This is a genomic window from Methylobacterium sp. 17Sr1-1, assembly GCF_003173775.1.
Taxonomy (GTDB): Bacteria; Pseudomonadota; Alphaproteobacteria; order Rhizobiales; family Beijerinckiaceae; genus Methylobacterium.
In genome coordinates this window covers 1,290,240-1,306,856 of sequence record NZ_CP029552.1, presented here as the reverse complement: position 1 = coordinate 1,306,856, position 16,617 = coordinate 1,290,240, and the positions used below count along the sequence as shown (strand labels likewise).

At 71.5% G+C, this 16,617-nt stretch carries 14 protein-coding genes, 3 tRNA genes and 1 pseudogene; 10 read left to right on the top strand and 8 right to left on the bottom strand.

Annotation, left to right across the window (positions count from 1 at the left end):
• Nucleotides 1–58: 58 nt before the first annotated feature.
• Complete coding sequence (locus tag DK412_RS05910) at nucleotides 59–1,129, bottom strand: hypothetical protein (protein ID WP_109971193.1); 1,071 nt, start codon at nucleotides 1,127–1,129, stop codon at nucleotides 59–61.
• The gene (locus DK412_RS05905; RefSeq protein WP_109975084.1) at nucleotides 1,126–2,592 is read right to left on the bottom strand and encodes an FAD-binding oxidoreductase; all 1,467 of its coding nucleotides are present in this window, start codon (nucleotides 2,590–2,592) and stop codon (nucleotides 1,126–1,128) included. The genes DK412_RS05910 and DK412_RS05905 overlap by 4 nt, the downstream gene beginning before the upstream one ends.
• 127 nt (nucleotides 2,593–2,719) lie before the next feature.
• Between DK412_RS05905 and DK412_RS05900 the strand changes: the two genes are divergently transcribed.
• The 5 genes from DK412_RS05900 (at nucleotide 2,720) to DK412_RS05880 (ending at nucleotide 4,395) form a co-directional block, all read left to right on the top strand.
• The gene (locus DK412_RS05900) at nucleotides 2,720–3,418 is read left to right on the top strand and encodes a fumarylacetoacetate hydrolase family protein (protein ID WP_109971192.1); all 699 of its coding nucleotides are present in this window, start codon (nucleotides 2,720–2,722) and stop codon (nucleotides 3,416–3,418) included.
• A 127-nt stretch (nucleotides 3,419–3,545) separates the two neighbouring features.
• Nucleotides 3,546–4,016, top strand: a complete 471-nt coding sequence (locus DK412_RS05895) for an NUDIX domain-containing protein (protein ID WP_109971191.1) — start codon at nucleotides 3,546–3,548, stop codon at nucleotides 4,014–4,016.
• A gap of 102 nt (nucleotides 4,017–4,118) precedes the next feature.
• Nucleotides 4,119–4,193: transfer RNA gene (locus DK412_RS05890), tRNA-Gly, on the top strand.
• A 28-nt stretch (nucleotides 4,194–4,221) separates the two neighbouring features.
• Nucleotides 4,222–4,296 (top strand) — tRNA-Gly (locus DK412_RS05885).
• 24 nt (nucleotides 4,297–4,320) lie between these two features.
• Nucleotides 4,321–4,395 (top strand) — tRNA-Gly (locus tag DK412_RS05880).
• A 117-nt stretch (nucleotides 4,396–4,512) separates the two neighbouring features.
• On the opposite strand, the gene DK412_RS05875 is transcribed toward DK412_RS05880, so the two are convergent.
• A complete protein-coding gene (locus DK412_RS05875) occupies nucleotides 4,513–4,971 on the bottom strand; it encodes a helix-turn-helix domain-containing protein (protein ID WP_109971190.1) in 459 nt (152 codons plus the stop codon).
• A 128-nt stretch (nucleotides 4,972–5,099) separates the two neighbouring features.
• Between DK412_RS05875 and DK412_RS05870 the strand changes: the two genes are divergently transcribed.
• On the top strand, nucleotides 5,100–5,783 hold the full coding sequence (locus DK412_RS05870) for a glutathione S-transferase family protein (protein WP_109971189.1): 684 nt from the start codon (nucleotides 5,100–5,102) through the stop codon (nucleotides 5,781–5,783).
• Between the two features lie 564 nt (nucleotides 5,784–6,347).
• Here the strand turns inward: DK412_RS05870 and DK412_RS05860 are convergent.
• The 5 genes and pseudogenes from DK412_RS05860 to mnmA form a co-directional block, all read right to left on the bottom strand.
• A pseudogene (locus DK412_RS05860) lies at nucleotides 6,348–7,243 on the bottom strand (LysR substrate-binding domain-containing protein).
• 45 nt (nucleotides 7,244–7,288) lie between these two features.
• Complete coding sequence (locus DK412_RS05855) at nucleotides 7,289–8,725, bottom strand: HAMP domain-containing sensor histidine kinase (RefSeq protein WP_109971187.1); 1,437 nt, start codon at nucleotides 8,723–8,725, stop codon at nucleotides 7,289–7,291.
• Nucleotides 8,726–8,885: 160 nt separating this feature from the next.
• On the bottom strand, nucleotides 8,886–9,740 hold the full coding sequence (locus tag DK412_RS05850; protein WP_109971186.1) for a TVP38/TMEM64 family protein: 855 nt from the start codon (nucleotides 9,738–9,740) through the stop codon (nucleotides 8,886–8,888).
• Nucleotides 9,737–10,390, bottom strand: coding sequence for a class I SAM-dependent methyltransferase (locus DK412_RS05845; protein WP_109971185.1), 654 nt, complete (start codon nucleotides 10,388–10,390; stop codon nucleotides 9,737–9,739). The genes DK412_RS05850 and DK412_RS05845 overlap by 4 nt, the downstream gene beginning before the upstream one ends.
• A gap of 105 nt (nucleotides 10,391–10,495) precedes the next feature.
• Nucleotides 10,496–11,644 (bottom strand): tRNA 2-thiouridine(34) synthase MnmA, encoded by a 1,149-nt coding sequence (gene mnmA / locus DK412_RS05840; protein ID WP_109971184.1) that lies wholly within the window; start codon nucleotides 11,642–11,644, stop codon nucleotides 10,496–10,498.
• 262 nt (nucleotides 11,645–11,906) lie between these two features.
• Between mnmA and DK412_RS30550 the strand changes: the two genes are divergently transcribed.
• The 4 genes from DK412_RS30550 to fliF all read left to right on the top strand — a co-directional run bounded on the left by DK412_RS30550 (nucleotide 11,907) and on the right by fliF (nucleotide 16,476).
• Nucleotides 11,907–13,202: a flagellar hook-length control protein FliK gene (locus tag DK412_RS30550; RefSeq protein WP_245447445.1), complete on the top strand. Its 1,296-nt coding sequence runs from the start codon at nucleotides 11,907–11,909 to the stop codon at nucleotides 13,200–13,202.
• 36 nt (nucleotides 13,203–13,238) lie between these two features.
• Entirely contained in the window at nucleotides 13,239–13,919 is a 681-nt protein-coding gene (locus tag DK412_RS05825; RefSeq protein ID WP_093566344.1) for a flagellar hook capping FlgD N-terminal domain-containing protein, read from the top strand.
• 112 nt (nucleotides 13,920–14,031) lie between these two features.
• Nucleotides 14,032–14,307, top strand: coding sequence for a DUF1153 domain-containing protein (locus tag DK412_RS05820; RefSeq protein WP_048436039.1), 276 nt, complete (start codon nucleotides 14,032–14,034; stop codon nucleotides 14,305–14,307).
• Nucleotides 14,308–14,835: 528 nt separating this feature from the next.
• Entirely contained in the window at nucleotides 14,836–16,476 is a 1,641-nt protein-coding gene (fliF, locus tag DK412_RS05815) for a flagellar basal-body MS-ring/collar protein FliF (RefSeq protein ID WP_109971183.1), read from the top strand.
• Nucleotides 16,477–16,617: the final 141 nt, after the last annotated feature.

Sequence of the window (16,617 nt, the reverse complement as noted above, 5' to 3'; positions counted from 1 at the left end):
ACAGATGGGCGGGTTTCGAGCCATAAGGCTGTGAATGGCAGCCCTCGGGTACCGTGCCTCACCCCACCCCCGGCAGGCACCCCTCCGTCACCCGCCATCCCCGCATCTCCACCGCCGTACCGGCCGGCCCCGCCAGCATCAGGCCGACCGTGGCCTCGCTCTGGCGCTTGCGCATCCGGGTGGCGCCGTAGATCGTCTGCCAGCTGCCGCGGCGGCTGAGATCCGCCTCCCGGCGGGCATGGGGCGCCGCGTCGACGAAGGCGAGGGCGGCCCGCGTCCCGCGAAAATCCTCGGGCAGCCGGATCTCCGCCGCGACGACGTGGAGGCGGTTCGGCCGCAGGCCCGCGACCGGGTAGGAGGCGGCGAGCGCGCCCGGCTCGGGCGCGGCGACGGCCAGCGCGGGGCGGGTGGTGTCGGTCGCTTCGAAGAGCGGCGGGCCGTCCGGCGCCAGGGCAGGGGGCTCGACCAGGCTGTGGCGCAGGGCGTAGGCCCGGCCGCAGACCGCGAGCCAGCCCGGCAGGTCGGCGTCGGTCGCCGCGGCATAGGGGGCGAAGTGGGGCAGCGCCCCCTGCATCAGGCCCTCGCCGCGCCAGACCACCCGGCCGGGCGGAGCCTCCTCCGCCGCGCAGACCCGCAGCAGGGTCACCGGGCCGATCGCCCGCAGGGCGCCGAACAGGCGGCGCACCGCGCCCTCGCTCTCCCCCGGCGGTCCCTTGCGGACCAGGATTTTCTCTCCCGCCGCGAGGTCGGCGAGCAGCCGGTCCTTGAGGTAGTCGACCCGGCGGATCTCCCGCGCCAGGATGTCGGCGGGCTTCACGCGGGGCGCGGTGTCGCCGGTGTGATAGGCGAAACCGTACCGGCGGCTGTGGCAGAACAGGTAGCCGCCGGCGCCGACCCGGACCTCGATGTCCTCTGCCCCGCCGTAATGGGAAAACCGCGTCTCGACCGCGTGGACGAGGTCGCCGATCGGCGCCGAGGAGAGGCGGAACAGCCCGAGGGGGTCGGCGCCGGCATAGCGCTGGGCGATGCCGAACTCGCAATTGTCGCCGAGGCTCTCGAAGGCACCGAGCAGGGTGGCCGCGGTCAGGCCCGCCGGTGCCGGAGCGGCCTGGCGAAACAGCGCGATCATGCTGCCGACGCTTTGCCCGGGAACCACTCGGGGCCGCCTTCCCCGGCCAGAACCTTGCCGGGATTCAGGATGCCGAGCGGGTCGAGGGCGCCCTTGAGGCGGCGCATCAGGTCGAGGGCGACCGGGTCCTTGTAGCGGGTCAGCTCGTCGCGCTTGATCAGCCCGACGCCGTGCTCGGCGGCGATCGAGCCGTCCATGGCGTGGACGATGTCGTGGACGATGCGGTTGAAGCGCGGCCACTCGGCGAGGAAGGCGGCCTTCTCGGCCCCCACCGGCTGGGTCAGGTTGAAGTGGATGTTGCCGTCGCCGAAATGCCCGAAGGCGCAGACCCGCACGCCCGGCAGCGCCGCCTCGCAGGCGGCCGATGCCCGCTCCAGGAACTCCGCCACCCGGGAGACCGGCACCGAGACGTCGTGCTTGATCGAGCCGCCCTCGTGCCCTTGCATCTCCGACAGGCTCTCGCGCAGGCGCCACAGGGCGGCCCCTTGCGCCGCGCTCTGGGCCAGCACCGCGTCCTCGACGAGCCCGGCCTCGATCAGGCCGCCGAGTTCCGCCTCCAGCTCCTCGGGCGCGTCGGGCGCCGGCGAGGAGATCTCGACGAGGGCGTAGGAGTGGTGGTCGCCGGAAAGCGGCCGCACCGCGCCGGCCAAGTGGCGCAGCACCACCTCCAGGGGGAAGCGCGGCACGTACTCGAAGGCGGTGAGCCGGGGCCCGAGCCGGTCGCGCAGACGGCCGAAGGCGTCGAGCGCCGCGCGCGCCGAGGCGAGGCCGAGGAAGGCGGTGGCCTTCGAGACGGGCTTGGGGTGCAGCCGCAGCACGGCGGCGGTGATGATGCCGAGCGTGCCCTCCGAGCCGACGAAGAGGTTCTTCAGGTCGTAGCCGGAATTGTCCTTGCGCAGGGCCCGCAGCCCGTTCCAGACCTGCCCGTCGGCCAGCACCACCTCGAGGCCGAGGGTCAGCTCGCGGGCATTGCCGTAGGCGAGCACCGCGGTCCCGCCGGCATTGGTGGCGAGGTTGCCGCCGATCCGGCACGAGCCCTCGGAGGCGAGCGAGAGCGGAAATAGCATCCCGGCGGCGTCCGCGGCCGCCTGGACGTTGGCCAGCACGCAGCCGGCCTCGACCGTGATGGTGGAATCCAGAGGATCGACCGCCCGCACCCGGTCGAGGCGGGCGAGCGAGATCACCACGCCGCCGAACGGCACGCCGCCGCCGACGAGCCCGGTATTGCCGCCATGGGCCACCACCGGCACCCGCGCCGCGGCGCAGGCCCCGACCACGAAGGCGACCTCCTGCGTGTCGCGCGGGCGCACGACCGCCAGCGCCTCGCCCCGGTAGAGGCCGCGGGTCTCGGCGAGGTGGGGGGCGAGGTCGGTCGCCTCGGTGAGGACGTGCGCGGGCCCGAGGCGGGCCGCGAGGGTGGCGAGCAGGCTGTGGGTCGAGCTGTGGTTCACGGGGGCGCGCATCATGAGGCAGGAGGGTTGCGGCGGGACGGGATGGCGCACCGCGGCACCGCCCTCTAGATAGCGGTCGGCCGGCCGCTTTTCCAAGATGCGCGGCCCTTCGCGAAACTTCGCCCGAGACAGCAGCCTCATGCTCTCCGTGATCCCGAACCCGCCGCGCACCGCGCTCCCGATCCATGGCACCGACGACCTGTTTCCCGTGCGCCGGGTCTACTGCGTCGGGCGCAACTTCGCCGCCCATGCCCGGGAGATGGGCGCCGACCCGACCCGCGAGCCGCCGTTCTTCTTCATGAAGCCCGCCGACGCCCTCCAGGTGGTGCCGGACGGCCAGACCGTGGAGCACCCCTACCCGCCGAAGACCGCGAACTACCACCACGAGGTCGAGATGGTGGTGGCGATCGCCAAGGGTGGCCGCGACATCCCGGTGGAAGAGGCCCTCGACCACGTCTACGGCTACGCGGTCGGCCTCGACATGACCCGCCGCGACGTCCAGGACGAGGCCAAGGCCCTGCGCCGGCCGTGGGAGCTCGGCAAGGCCGCCGACCTGTCGGGGCCCGTCGGCACGCTCAAGCCCGCTTCGGTCATCGGCCATCCGGACAGGGGTGCCATCACCCTGTCGGTCGACGGGACCGTCCGCCAGAAGGGCGACCTCTCCGACATGATCTGGTCGGTGGCCGAGCAGATCGCCTACCTGTCGACCTACTTCGTGCTGGAGCCCGGCGACATCATCTTCGCCGGCACGCCGGAGGGCGTCGGCGCGGTGACCCGCGGCCAGACCATGGTCGGGGCGATCGAGGGCGTCGGCGAGATCCGCCTGACCGTCGTGTAACCTCGCGGCGTCTTCGGACTTGTTCGAAGACGCCGGGCAAGCCCGACCGGGCGCCGGCGCTGATGCGCCGAACGCCGCGCCATCGACGCGTCGATGGCGCGGCGCGATGAGAAGAGGGAGTCGCGGAATGACGCGCCGACAGGCCCTGCTGATGCGGGGCGCCCACCTCGTCTGGCGCTTCACCCGCGGGATGACCCTGGGGGTGCGTGGGGCGGCGATCGATCCGGACAACCGGGTCTGCCTCGTGCGCCACACCTACATGGACGGCTGGCACCTGCCGGGCGGCGGGGTCGAGCCGGGCGAGACGGCGCTCGCGGCCATCGCCCGCGAGTTCCGCGAGGAGACCGGGATCGTCCTCGATCCGACTGCTCCGCCGACCCTGCACGGCTTCTACTTCAACGACCGCGCCTCGAAGCGCGACCACGTCGCACTCTACGTCGCCCGCGCCTTCACGCTGCCGGTGCCGAAGACGCCCGACCGCGAGATCGCGGCCGCCGCCTTCTTCCCCCTCGACGCCCTGCCGCCGGAGACCACCCCGGCGACCCGCGCGCGGCTGGCCGAGATCCGCGACGGAACGGCGCCCGCCGCGACCTGGTAGGGAGGCTCCGCAACCGACGCCGCAACCTCTTGCGCTCCCCGGCGGAATGGTGTTTATGCCGCTCATCGGCGCCGCCACGGTGACGCCGACGGAAAACAGCGAGCGGGTGTAGCTCAGGGGTAGAGCACAACCTTGCCAAGGTTGGGGTCGAGGGTTCGAATCCCTTCGCCCGCTCCAGTTTTTCCACGAGGCCGAACGGGTTTGGGCGGGTGTAGCTCAGGGGTAGAGCACAACCTTGCCAAGGTTGGGGTCGAGGGTTCGAATCCCTTCGCCCGCTCCAAGTTCGCACGGCCTGACAATGTGAGCGGGTGTAGCTCAGGGGTAGAGCACAACCTTGCCAAGGTTGGGGTCGAGGGTTCGAATCCCTTCGCCCGCTCCATACATCCAAAGACCTCGTGTCAGTATCCAGGGCAGCCGGCGGGGCCTCGGTTCGCAAGTTCCAGCCTCGCGAGAGATCGGGACGCGCGCCTGGGCCGTCAGCCAGACTGTTCTCGCTTCAGCGCGACAGCTTCGCGAGCGCATCCGCCAATCCGGCAGCTTCCTGGTCGGTCAGCTTCGCGCCCATGTGCGCCTGGATCGATGCGGCGTAGACGACCCACATCCTCGTCTGCATGGCGCGTCCTGCCTCGGTGATGACGATCCATCGACCGCGGCCGTCTCCGTCGAACGCGTCTCGGCGGACGAAGGCCTCCGTTTCCATGCGATCCAGAAGGCGCGATAGATTGTGTTGCGCCAGCAATGTCCGAGCCTCGATCTCGTAGGGACGCAACCGTCCCCCCTCGGCGCGGGACAGTTCGAGAAGCACGTCGTACCAGCCGAGGGGCGGAAGGCCGGCTCGCTTCAGATCTTTCTCGACGGCGCTCAGGATGACGCGCTGCGTGCGCATGAGGCCGATCCACGCCCGCGTGACGGAGGCGGTGGGCGTCGGGGGTGAGGTCGGAGAGGAAACGGACATAGATGCACCTACATCCGGATTGACGCGACGATCAATCTGGAATTGGATGCATCTGCATATATCTCGATCGACGGCGCGTGGTGCCGTTCGACGCCTCTTCGCCGAACCGCCCCGTGGAGACCGCCCCCATGTCCGGCAGCCCTCTCACCCTCGTCAGCCACGTCCTCTGCCCCTACGTCCAGCGGGCCGCGATCGCCCTGTCCGAGAAGGGCATCGCCCATGACCGGCGCGACATCGATCTTTCGCGGAAGCCGGACTGGTTCTCCGCCATCTCGCCGCTCGGCAAGGTGCCGCTGCTGCTCGTGACGCAGCCCGACGGAACGCAAGCCGTCGTCTTCGAGAGCATGGTGATCTGCGAGTACATCGAGGAGACTCGGCCGGATCCGCCGCTCCACCCGGATGATCCGCTGACAAAGGCGCGTCACCGCGGCTGGATCGAGTTCGGCTCATCCATCCTGGCCGATCTCTGGGGCTTCGAGACGGCCAAGGACGTCGGCCCCTACGAGACCAAGCGCAGAGGGCTCACCGACAAGTTCGCGAGGATCGAAGCCGAACTGGGAGAGGGCCCCTTCTTCGCCGGTCCCCGATTCAGCCTGGTCGACGCGGTCTTCGCGCCGATCTTCCGATACTTCGACGTATTCGATGCGATCGCGCCGACCGGGGTGCTCGACGGTCTGCCCCGAACGCGAGCCTGGCGCCGCGCATTGGCCGCGCGCCCGAGCGTACAGGGAGCCGTGACGGCTGCCTATCCGGATCATCTCGAGGCGTTCCTGAAGAAGCAGGACGCCTGGCTGCTGAAACGGGTCGCGTGAATGCGCAGCGTCTGGCGTGACGAACGGCGCCGACGTGGCGGAAGGTCGAAACCCGTGAGGGATGAGGCGCTTGCGCATCACCCAGAAGTCGCGCCGTTCACCGTCCGCCTCACTCCGGATCGCCTCGGCAACAATCCCCGCGACGTGCCAGCCGGCGCGTTCGTAGAACCGTCTCGCGCGTTCATTGCCGACGAGGCAACGCAACTCGGCTTCCGCGATCTCTGCCCACGCAGCCTGCGTTCCGCAGCCTCCATGAGGCGCTGGGCGAAGCCGGACTCACGGGCGGAGGCGTCGAGGAAGAGTTGGCCGAGGCGTGACCCCTTCCACGCAGCAAACCCGACGATCGCAGATCCCGCTTCGCAGACGACGACGTTCGGCATCAGCCCCGTCATGCGGTTCAGGAAGAAGCACTCCTGCCGCGCGTCCCGCTCGGCCTGTGGCATGTGCGGGCGGTGGGTCTCGTGCCAGACGCGGTGGTAGAGTTCGGCGATCGGCGCGAGGTCTCGCGCGTCCGTGGGACGACTCATGGATGCGCCTCAGGGCGCAAACCAAAATCTTCCTCACTCACGCCAGATCCTCCGGCAGCACCAGCCCCATCTCCTGCGCCAGCCAGCGGGCGAAGACCCGCAAAGGCGCCCGCCGCCGCGTCGTCGCCGGGTAGACGAGGTAGTGGCCGACGTAGGTCACGTCCTGCGCCAGGCCGCGGAGCGGCGCCACGAGGCGGCCGCTGGCGATCTCGCGCTCCGCCAGCAGCGTCGATTCGAGCGCGACCCCGAGCCCGTCGGCGGCGGCCGCGATGGCGAGGAAGCTGCGGTCGAACCGCACCCCGAGGGGCGGGGGGCCGGCAGGCCGTTGCGGGCGAACCAGAGCGGCCAGCGCACCTGCTTGTTGTCGCTCTGGATCAGCACCTGGTCGAGGAGGTCTTCCGGGCGGCGGATGCGGGCGGCGCGCGCGGGGTCGCAGAGCGGGGTCACCGTCTCGGTGCAGAGCGGCACCGCCACCAGCCCCTCGCCCCGGGGCGGGCCGTAGACGAGGTCGGCGTCGAACTCGTCGCCGACGAAGCGGGCATAGTCCATGCCGGCGGCGAGCCGCACCTCGAAGCCCGGATGGGCGGCGAGGAACCGGGCGAGGCGCGGCGTCAGCCACTGCGCCGCGAGGCTCGGCGCGCAATGCAGGCGCAGCAGCTGGGGCCCCTGCGCCGCGACGAGGTCGAGGCCGCGATGCAGCTCGTCGAAGGCGCGGCTCACGTGCTCCAGCAGCGCCTCGCCGGCGGCGGTCGGCACCACGCCCTGGCCCTGGCGCTCGAACAGGGTGACGCCCAAGACGGCCTCCATCTTGCGGATGGCGTGGCTGACGGCGCTCGCGGTGAGGTTCAGCTCCGCCGCCGCGTCCTTGAACGAGCGGCGGCGCGCCGCCGCCTCGAAGGAGCGCACGGCGGAGAGGGGGACGCGCAGGGACATGACGCTACGATGGGGCGTCGGCGCGCACCTTGGCAACCGCTCCGTTCAGCCGTCGCGGTCGGTCAGCAGGATGCGGAAGCGCGCTCCGGACCGGGTCTCGTCGAGGCTCAGGGTTCCCCCGTTGAGCCGCACCAGCTCGGCCGCGATGGCGAGGCCGAGCCCCGTGCCGCCGGAGCGGCCGGAGCCCTGGAACGCCTCGAACAGGTGGGTGCGGGCCCGCTCCGGCAGGCCGGGACCGTTGTCGGAGACGAGGATCGTGACGGTCGGGCCGGTGCGCTCGGCCTCGATCGTGACCAGCGGAGCGCCCTCGCCGGCCCCGGCGAGGCCGATCGCCTGCACGGCGTTGCGCACCAGGTTGACCAGCACCCGCGAGAGCTGGTCGGGGTCGGCATCGACGCTCAACCCCTCCGGCGTGCGGTCCTCGATGGTGACGGCGGCGCCCGGCGCCAGCCCGGCGAGGTCGAGGGCGTCGCGCAGGATCGGCCGCAGCAGGGTCATCCGGCGCTCGGGCGGGCGCTCGGCGGCGCGGCCATAGGCGAGGGTGCCCTCGCAATAGCGGATCGCCCGGCCGAGGGTCGCGACGAGGCGGGGCGCCACCCGTTGCACCCCCGGCTCGCTGACATGCTCGAGCCGGTCGACCAGGAGCTGCGCGGTGGTGAGCAGGTTGCGCAGCTCGTGGTTGATCTTGCTCACCGAGAGGCCGAGATCGGCCAGGCGCCGCTTCTGGCGCAGCTCGTCCGACAGGATGGTCTCCATCCGGGCGAGCGCCGTCTCGGCGGCGCCGATCTCGTCGCTGCGCCAGGAAGGGTTGATCCGCCGCGACAGGTCCTCCGGATCCTCCGCGAACGTCGCGATGTTGCGCGCCAGCCGCCGCACCGGCCGCACGATCGAGAGCTGCAGCACCAGGAAGACGAGGCCGGCGGTGATGCCGGAGATCGCCAGCGAGGCGATGAGGATCCGTCCCGAGAAGGCGACCATCGCCCGACGCAACGGGGCCGGATCGAGGACCAGCTCGACGAAATCGACCCCGTCCATGCCGTGGCCGACGACCCGGATGGGCAGGGGATCGCGCCGCGCCAGCGTGCGCCAGGCGCCGCGGATGCTCTCCAGCCAGCCGGCCTCGCGCAGGTCGACGGTCTCGCCCACTTCCGGCGGCATCGGCGTGAGGTTGAGGAGGCGCCGCGCCCCCCCGGCCTTGAGGGCGATGGCCTGGGCGCCGACCCCCATCAGCAGGCGCCGGGCGAGGTCGTCCGAGACGCGGCTCTGGGGCGCGGCATCGAGGACCAGGGCGGCGACCTGGGCGGCGGCGACCCGGTCGGAGAGCCAGGAGCGCCGGTAGCTCGCGACGCTCGGCACGTAGATCAGCACCTCGGCGATGAGGACGAACACCACCGTGAGCAGCAGCAGCCGGCCGGACAGGCCGATCCGCCCGGCGAGACGCCGGATGCCACCCTGGCTCGCCGCGTCATCGGCCCAATGCACGGTCTCGACGTCCTCGCTCGCCCGACTCTCGCACGCGCCGGCCGGACACTAACATACCTGCTCCGCCCTGACCCCTCGCACGGGGCCGGCGGGGAAGCTATTCTCAAATTGTCGAAGATCCAGTCGCCGGCAAGCGAATCGCGCGTGATCGTCCGGTCGCTCAGCCGGGACGGCCGCGCCAGCGCCGCCAGAGGACAGGCAGCAGCGCCAGGACGCCGAGGCCGACGAGGGTAGCGACAAGTTGCGGTGTCACGAGGGCCCGCAGCGACAGGGCGGCGTCGCAGGCGATGCCCCCGGCCACCATGCAGGCCTCCTTCGCCGCCTGGTGCGCCGCCACGATGGTCTCCACCCCGGCCCCCGCCGAGGCGTAGATGAAGGCGCCGGGGCTGATGCCGATGAGGGTGGCGAGCGCGAAGGTCCGCAGGCGCACGCCGAAGATCGCCGGCGCCAGGTTGGTCATCCAGAACGGGAAGACCGGCAGGAGGCGCAAGACCATCACGTAGGAGAAGGCGTCGCGGCGGAAGCCCTCCGCGAGCCGCCCGAGCCGCGAGCCGGCGCGCCGCAGCAGCACCTCGCCGGCCGCGGTGCGGCCGATCGAGAACACGATGACGGCGCCGGTCGTGGCGGCCGAGATCGACACCAGCGCCCCGGCGACCGGCCCGAACAGGAAGCCGCACAGGGTCGTCATGACCACCGAGACCGGCAGCGACACGATCACCGTGCCGACATAGGCGAGGTAGGCGCAGGCATAGGCGCGCCAGAACCCCTCTGCGACCCAGGCCTTCGCGAAGGCCCGGGAGGCGAGGAGCTGGTCGAGGCTGAACCAGCGCGTGAAGCCGCCGACGAGGAGCCCGATCGACAGGGCCACCAGGGCGACGAGCGGCAGCACCCGCAGCCAGCCGCGCCACGCCGGAGCCGCCACGGATTCCGGGCCGGCGGCCGGCGTCGGGTCGGGCGCGGGTTCTTGCGTCAGGGGATCTTGCGGGGGATCTTGCGGCCGGGTCAGCGCGCTCACCCGGGCTTCTGCATGCGCAGGATCTTGAAGAACCCGCCCGGGAAGGTCGGACGCACGCCGATGAAGGTCACGCCGCGGCTCCTGGCCCAGGCCTCGATCCGGGCGGCCTTGAAGGCCGAGCTCCAGCCGATCTTCTCGCAGAGCGGCGCCACGATCTCCTCGACCTTGGCGACGGTGCCGGCATCCTGGCCGAAATGGTTGGCGAGCACGATCATGCCGCCGGGCCGCACCACCCGCAGGAACTCGTCGAGGGCGCCTTCCGGGTCCGGCACGAGGGTGATGAGGAACTGCGCCACCACCGCGTCGAAGCTCGCGTCGGCATAGCCGAGGCGGCAGACATCCATGACCTGGAGGCCCTTGACGTGGGTGAGGCCGCGCCGCGCCACCTTGCGGTTGGCGCGCTTCAGCATGTCCTCGGACAGGTCGACGCCGTAGACCTCGGCATCCTTCGGGTAATAGCCGAGCGACAGGCCGGTGCCGACGCCGGCCTCCAGGATCCGCTTGCCCCCCGCCAGTGCCGCCTCGACCGCGTCCCGCGCCGCCGGCTCGGTGAGCTTGTCGTAGACCACGTCGTAGACCGGCGCCCAGCGCGCATAGGCCTTGCGCATCAAGGCGGTGGTGGGCCCCGCCTCTCGCGGCTCGCTCAGCATGTCCGTATCGTCTCCGAGGAAAATCGTCGCGCGGGGCGGCTACGCGCGAGGGTGTGATACGGTTTCCCGAAGAAATCTTCGGAAAATCGCATCGGGTGGTCCGTATCAGGCCGCCGCGAGGCGCTCCGCTTCGACCCGCCGGATGGTGCCGCCGCCCAGCACCCGCGCGCGGGGCCCGTCATCGGCATAGATGACGCAGGCCTGGCCCGGCGACACCCCGTCCTCGGGGGTCGCGAGGGTGATCTCGGCGCAATCCGTGTCCGGGTTCCAGGTGAGCTGCGCGGGGCGCGGCTCGCGGGTCGAGCGCACCCGCACCGCGACCGGCAGATCGCGCGCGGCCGAGAGCGGCGCGTCGCCGAGCCAGTTCGGGTCGGCGAGGCGGATCACCGAGGTGGCGAGCGCCTCGCGCGGGCCGACCACGACCCGGGCCTCGCCGGGCTCGAGGCGCACGACGTAGAGCGGCTCGCCCGCCGCGACGTTGAGGCCGCGGCGCTGGCCGACCGTGAAGCCGATGATGCCGTCGTGCCGGCCGAGCCGCCGCCCGTCGAGATGGACGATCTCGCCCGGGCGCACCGCGTCGGGCCGCAGGCGCGCGATCACGTCCTGATAGCGTCCCTGCGGCACGAAGCAGATGTCCTGGCTGTCGGGCTTGTCGGCGACCGACAGGCCGAAGGCCTTGGCGAGCGCCCGGGTCTCGTCCTTCGGGCGCTCGCCGAGGGGGAAGCGCAGGAGGTCGAGCTGCTCGCTCGTGGTCGCGTACAGGAAGTAGCTCTGGTCCCGCGCCGGATCGAGGGCGCGGTGGAGCGCCCGGCCGCCGCCCGGCAGCGCCCGGCTCGCGACGTAGTGGCCGGTGGCGAGCACGTCGGCGCCGAGGTCCTGGGCGGTGGTGAGCAGGTCGCGGAACTTGATCGAGCGGTTGCACTCGACGCAGGGGATCGGCGTCTCGCCCTGGAGGTAGCTGTCGGCGAAGCGGTCGATCACCGCCTCGCGGAACCGGTCCTCGTAGTCGAGCACGTAGTGCGGGATGCCGATGGTCTCGGCGGCGCGGCGGGCATCGTGGATGTCCTGGCCGGCGCAGCAGGCGCCGCGGCGGTGGGTGGCCGCGCCGTGGTCGTAGAGCTGCAGCGTGATCCCGACCACGTCGTAGCCCTCGCGCTTCAGCAGCGCGGCGACGACCGAGGAATCGACGCCCCCGGACATCGCCACCACGACGCGGGTGTCCTCCGGGGCCTTGTGCAGATCGAGCGAGTTCATGACCGTGCGAGAGATGACGCATCGCGGCTCCCGGGATCGACCCCGGCGCCGCACGCGGAGTCTATAGCGATCCGACCGGCATTCTGCCAGGGCGGGGCGACGCGGGGCCCGCAGGGAAGTTCTTGCCGGGGCCTCGGCAGATTTCGACCGGGCGGCCTTGCCGGACCGATCGCCTTCGGAAAATCATCTCGCTGAATCAATGGCTTGCATGTCCGTCCGGACTGGCAGGGGGCTTGCTCTGCCGGGACCCAGGAGGTCGGCGATGCAGATCAGTGGAGCGGGTGAGGGGGGACGGGTTGCGGGGCGCGAGCCGGCCCGGCCGGCGAGGGCCGCCGCGCACGAGCCGTTCCGCTTGGGCGACCGGGAGGCGGTACGGACCGTCCGCACGACCTCGCGGGAGGCTGACGCCCCGGCGCGGCCCGGCTCCGAGACGAAGTCCGCCGACACGCGGAACGAGGCCAAGTCCGCTGAAGCGAAGCACGCCGAGGGTAGGCATGCCGATGCCGCCGAGGCCCGGTCCCGCCGTGACCGCGCCGACGACGCGGCCGAGACCGCCGCCCGCCGCAAGGACGTGGTCGCCAAGGACAAAGCCGCCAAGGACAGAGCCGTCAGGGACAAGGCGACCCGCGATGCGGCGGCCGATGACGGGGTGAGGAAGGATGTCGCCGCGAAGTCGGCTGCCGCGACCGGCGCGACGTCACCGGCGGCGGATCCCGATGCGGCGCAGGCCGAGGCGGTCCGCGCCGCGGCCGGCGAGACCGCGCAGGCCGATGACGGCGACGAGCCGGTGACGGAGGGCGACGCCCCCGACGGGACCCCCACCTTGATCCCGCCGGCACTGGCCGCCCCGGCCCCGACGGCGCCCGCGACCGGCAAAGCTGCCGCGCCCGGTGCGGCACCGGCCGATCCGGGCGCCGCCGCGATCCAGCCGGCGGCGACCCCCGCCGATCCGCGGATCACCGCGCTGCTGGCCGAAGCCTCGAAGGCGGGCGGCCCCGAGGACCAGACGCAGGAGGGCGGCGCGGCGGCCGCGCCCGACGGCCTGGCCGCCCCCGATCCGTCGGCGCCCGCGCCGCAGGCGAAGGGCGCCGACGCCGCGACGCCGGCCGCCGCCGAGAACCGCCCGGCGGTCTCGGTCCAGGCTCCCTTGAGCGCGGTGCCGCTCACGATCGGGATGCGGGCGCTCGCGGGCTCGAACCGCTTCGAGATCCGCCTCGATCCCTACGAGCTCGGCCGCATCGACGTCCGCCTCGACATCGACCGCCAGCACGGCGCCGTGAAGGCGCATCTCGTGGTCGAGCGGCCCGAGACCCTGGCGCTGCTCCAGCGCGACGCCGCCAGCCTGCAGCAGGCGCTCTCCCAGGCCGGGCTCGATCCCGGCGAGGCGGGCCTGAGCTTCTCCCTACGCGACGGCGGCGGCCAGAATCCGCAGCGCGACCAGGCCGGCCGGGCGCCGGGGGCCGAGCGCGCGACACCGGTCGCGGCGGAAGCCGAGGCGCAAGGCCTGCCGCCCCTGCGCAACCTCGGTCAGCGCCTCGGCCTCGACCTTCGAATCTGACGATCCTCCGATGAATCCCGAACCCGCGAGGCCCCGATGACCGCCGGCATCAGCAGCCTGACCAGCCTCTCCACCGCGAGCACCGGAGCCAAGACCGGGAGCGACGCCAGCACGATCGCCGGGAACTTCAACCAGTTCCTGACCCTGCTGACGACGCAGCTGCAGAACCAGAACCCGCTCGACCCCCTCGACACCAACCAGTTCACCCAGCAGCTGGTGCAGTTCGCCTCGGTCGAGCAGCAGCTCAAGACCAACGACCAGCTCGGCAGCCTGATCACCGCCAGCAAGGCGTCGGCCGCTGCGACCGCCTCGGGGCTGATCGGCAAGACCGTGACGGCGGACGGCGCCACGACCTCCCTCGCCGAGGGCGCTGCGACCTGGACGCTCAACCCTGCGCGAGCCGCCGCCAAGGCGGTGATGACCATCACCGACGCCAAGGGCAACGTCGTCGCCACCCAGACCAAGGCCCTGCCCGCCGGCAGCCAGAGCTTCACCTGGGACGGGCGCGCCTCGACCGGGCAGCTCGCCGCGGACGGGAAATACACCCTGAAGGTCCAGGCCCTCGATGCCACCGGGTCGAGCGTCGCCGTCGACACCAAGATCTCCGGCGCGATCACCAGCGTCGACGTCACCGGCGCCGAACCGGTCCTGACCATCGGCGACCGCACCGTGGCCCTCAGCAGCGTCGAGGCGATCGGTGGCACCGGCGGCAACTGATTCGGTGGATTGCTGTGGATTACGAATCACATGCGAGGGAAATGATTCAACCAATCTTAAGCGCGGATGCCTAGCGTCGGTCTCGACAGGTCAGTCGAGTGTAGAGCGTATCATGACCGAACCGCATCGCCCGAGGGCGAAGTACGTCATCGGGCCAGACGGAAGTCCGCTAACGATCGCGGACCTTCCGCCGACCGACACGCGCCGATGGGTGATCCGGCGCAAGGCCGAAGTGGTGGCCGCGGTGCGCGGCGGGCTCCTGAGCCTGGAAGAGGCGTGTCAGCGTTACACGCTGACCACCGAGGAATTCTTGAGCTGGCAGTATTCGATCGAGCAGCACGGCCTCGCCGGCCTGCGCACGACGCGGATCCAGCACTATCGGCAGTGAGACGCGGTGCCTGCGTCTTGAATGCGGCACCCGCAGGCCTGCCCGGGAAAATATAAGGCGCGGGTTTCTCCTCTCCCCGCGGGCGGGGAGAGGGCCGAACCCTCGTTCAGAGGGTGCGGCAAGCCCGTGTAGCGAACCCGAGGTTCGCCGCGAGGGTGAGGGGGTGTTTCCGGATGAGGCTCTTCCGGCACCCCCTCACCCTCGCTCCGGCTTTCGCCCCCGCTTGCCGTGTCTCCTGAACGGAGACACGGCCCTCTTTCCGCGAGAAGTCGGGCTTGCCCGACTTCGTCCCTTGATTGCAGCTCCCGGGCAAGCCCGGGATATGTCGGGGAGAGGGGAAACCCGCGCCAATTCCTTTCCCCGGACGTCGTTTGATCTGCCGTCCCGGTCCACCCCGCTTCCCCCGGAAGTCGCAGGTGTCCCGGGCCTGAGCGCAATCCGTTGCGCGCCGTTAACCAAAGCCTAACCACGACTCGGCAAATTTTGCCCTGGGGCCGCCGTGGCCCCGGTTGGCGGGTGCATGACGTCGTGAAGCCGGTCCTCGATCTGGTGGCGAAGCTGGGGCCCGCGCGGCTCGCCGCGATGGGTGCGGTGACCCTCGCGCTCATCGGTTTCTTCGCCTTCGTCATCCTGCGGGTCTCGCGGCCCGAGATGGGCGTGCTCTACACCGACCTCTCGGTGCAGGATGCCGGCGCGGTCGTGCGCGACCTCGACGCCAAGGGCATCCGCTACGAGACCAAGGGCGATGCCGGCCAGACCGTCATGGCGCCCCGCGCCGAGCTCGCCCGCCTGCGCATGGATCTCGCCGCCAAGGGCCTGCCGAGCGCCGGCGGCGTCGGCTACGAGATCTTCGACAAGGGCGACGCCTTCTCGTCGACGAGCTTCGTCCAGAACGTCAACCACCTGCGGGCGCTCGAAGGCGAGCTCGCCCGCTCGATCCGGGCCATCGGCCGGGTCCAGGCGGCCCGCGTCCATCTCGTCCTACCCGAGAAGCGGCTGTTTTCCCGCGACCGCGAGGCGCCGAGCGCCGCCATCGTGGTGCGGCTCGCCGGCGACCTCGATCCGGGCCAGGTCCGGGCGGTGCGCCACCTCGTCGCCTCCGCGGTCGAGGGCCTGAAGCCCGAGCGCATCTCGATCGTCGACGAGCGCGGGCGGCTGCTCGCCGACGGCGCCCGCGGCGCCGAGGCGCAAGCGGGGATCGGCCTCGACGAGCGCCAGACCGGCCTCGAGCGGCGCCTGCGCAACCAGGTCGAGGAGATCGTCGCCGGCATCGTCGGCCAGGGCAGAGCCCGGGTCCAGGTCTCGGCCGAGCTCGACGCCAACCGGATCGAGAGCCGCTCCGAGACCTTCGACCCCGAGAGCCGGGTGGTGCGCTCGACCCAGACCCGCAGCGAGAACTCGCAGTCGCAGAGCAACGAGACCGGCGTCACCGTCGGCAACGAATTGCCGGGCGCCAACCAGGGCCAGCAGAACCAGGGTCCGCGCGAGGCCTCGAACAAGAACGAGGAGACCACGAACTACGAGATCTCCCGGGTCACCCGCACCGAGGTGAGCGACGGCGGCCGGGTCAAGCGCCTGTCGGTGGCGGTCCTGATCGACGGCACCTACGCGGCCGGCCCGGACGGCAAGCCGGTCTACGCAGCCCGGCCGGCGCCGGAGCTGGAGCGCATCACCGCGCTCGTGCGCACCGCGGTCGGCTACGACAAGGCCCGGGGCGACCAGGTCGAGGTGGTGAACCTGCGCTTCGCCGACGCTCCCGCGGTGCCGGACATGCAGGAGCCGGGCCTCCTCGCCTCGCTCCTCCAGCCGACCAAGGAGGACGTGCTGCGGGTGGCCGAGATGTCGGTGCTCTTCCTCCTCGGCCTCGTGGTGCTGATGACGGTGGTGCGCCCGCTGGTGCAGAAGGTCGTCGCGTCCGAGGTGCCGATGCTCGCCCCGGTCTCGATCCTGTCGGCCGAGCCCGGCCTGGTGATGGCGGTCGAGGGCGGGACCGCGAGCGCGGTCGCCTCCGAGCTCGCGCCGCCCGAGAACGAGGCCCGGCGCCTGGTCGAGTTCGCCAAGATCAACGGCAAGATCCAGGCCGAGACGATCGAGCGCGTCGTCGACATCGTGAAGTCGAACCCGACCGAGACGGTCGAGGTGCTACGCACCTGGATCAACGACCGCTGACACCGAGAGCATTTCCCGACGAAGTGGATTCCTGTTCGTCGAAGACAATGCGGCAAAACTGAAGACCTGGAGCACCATCCGATTGCAGCGCGATCGGATGGTGCTCCAGGGGCCCGCCCGAACCCCTCACGTTTCCGTCTC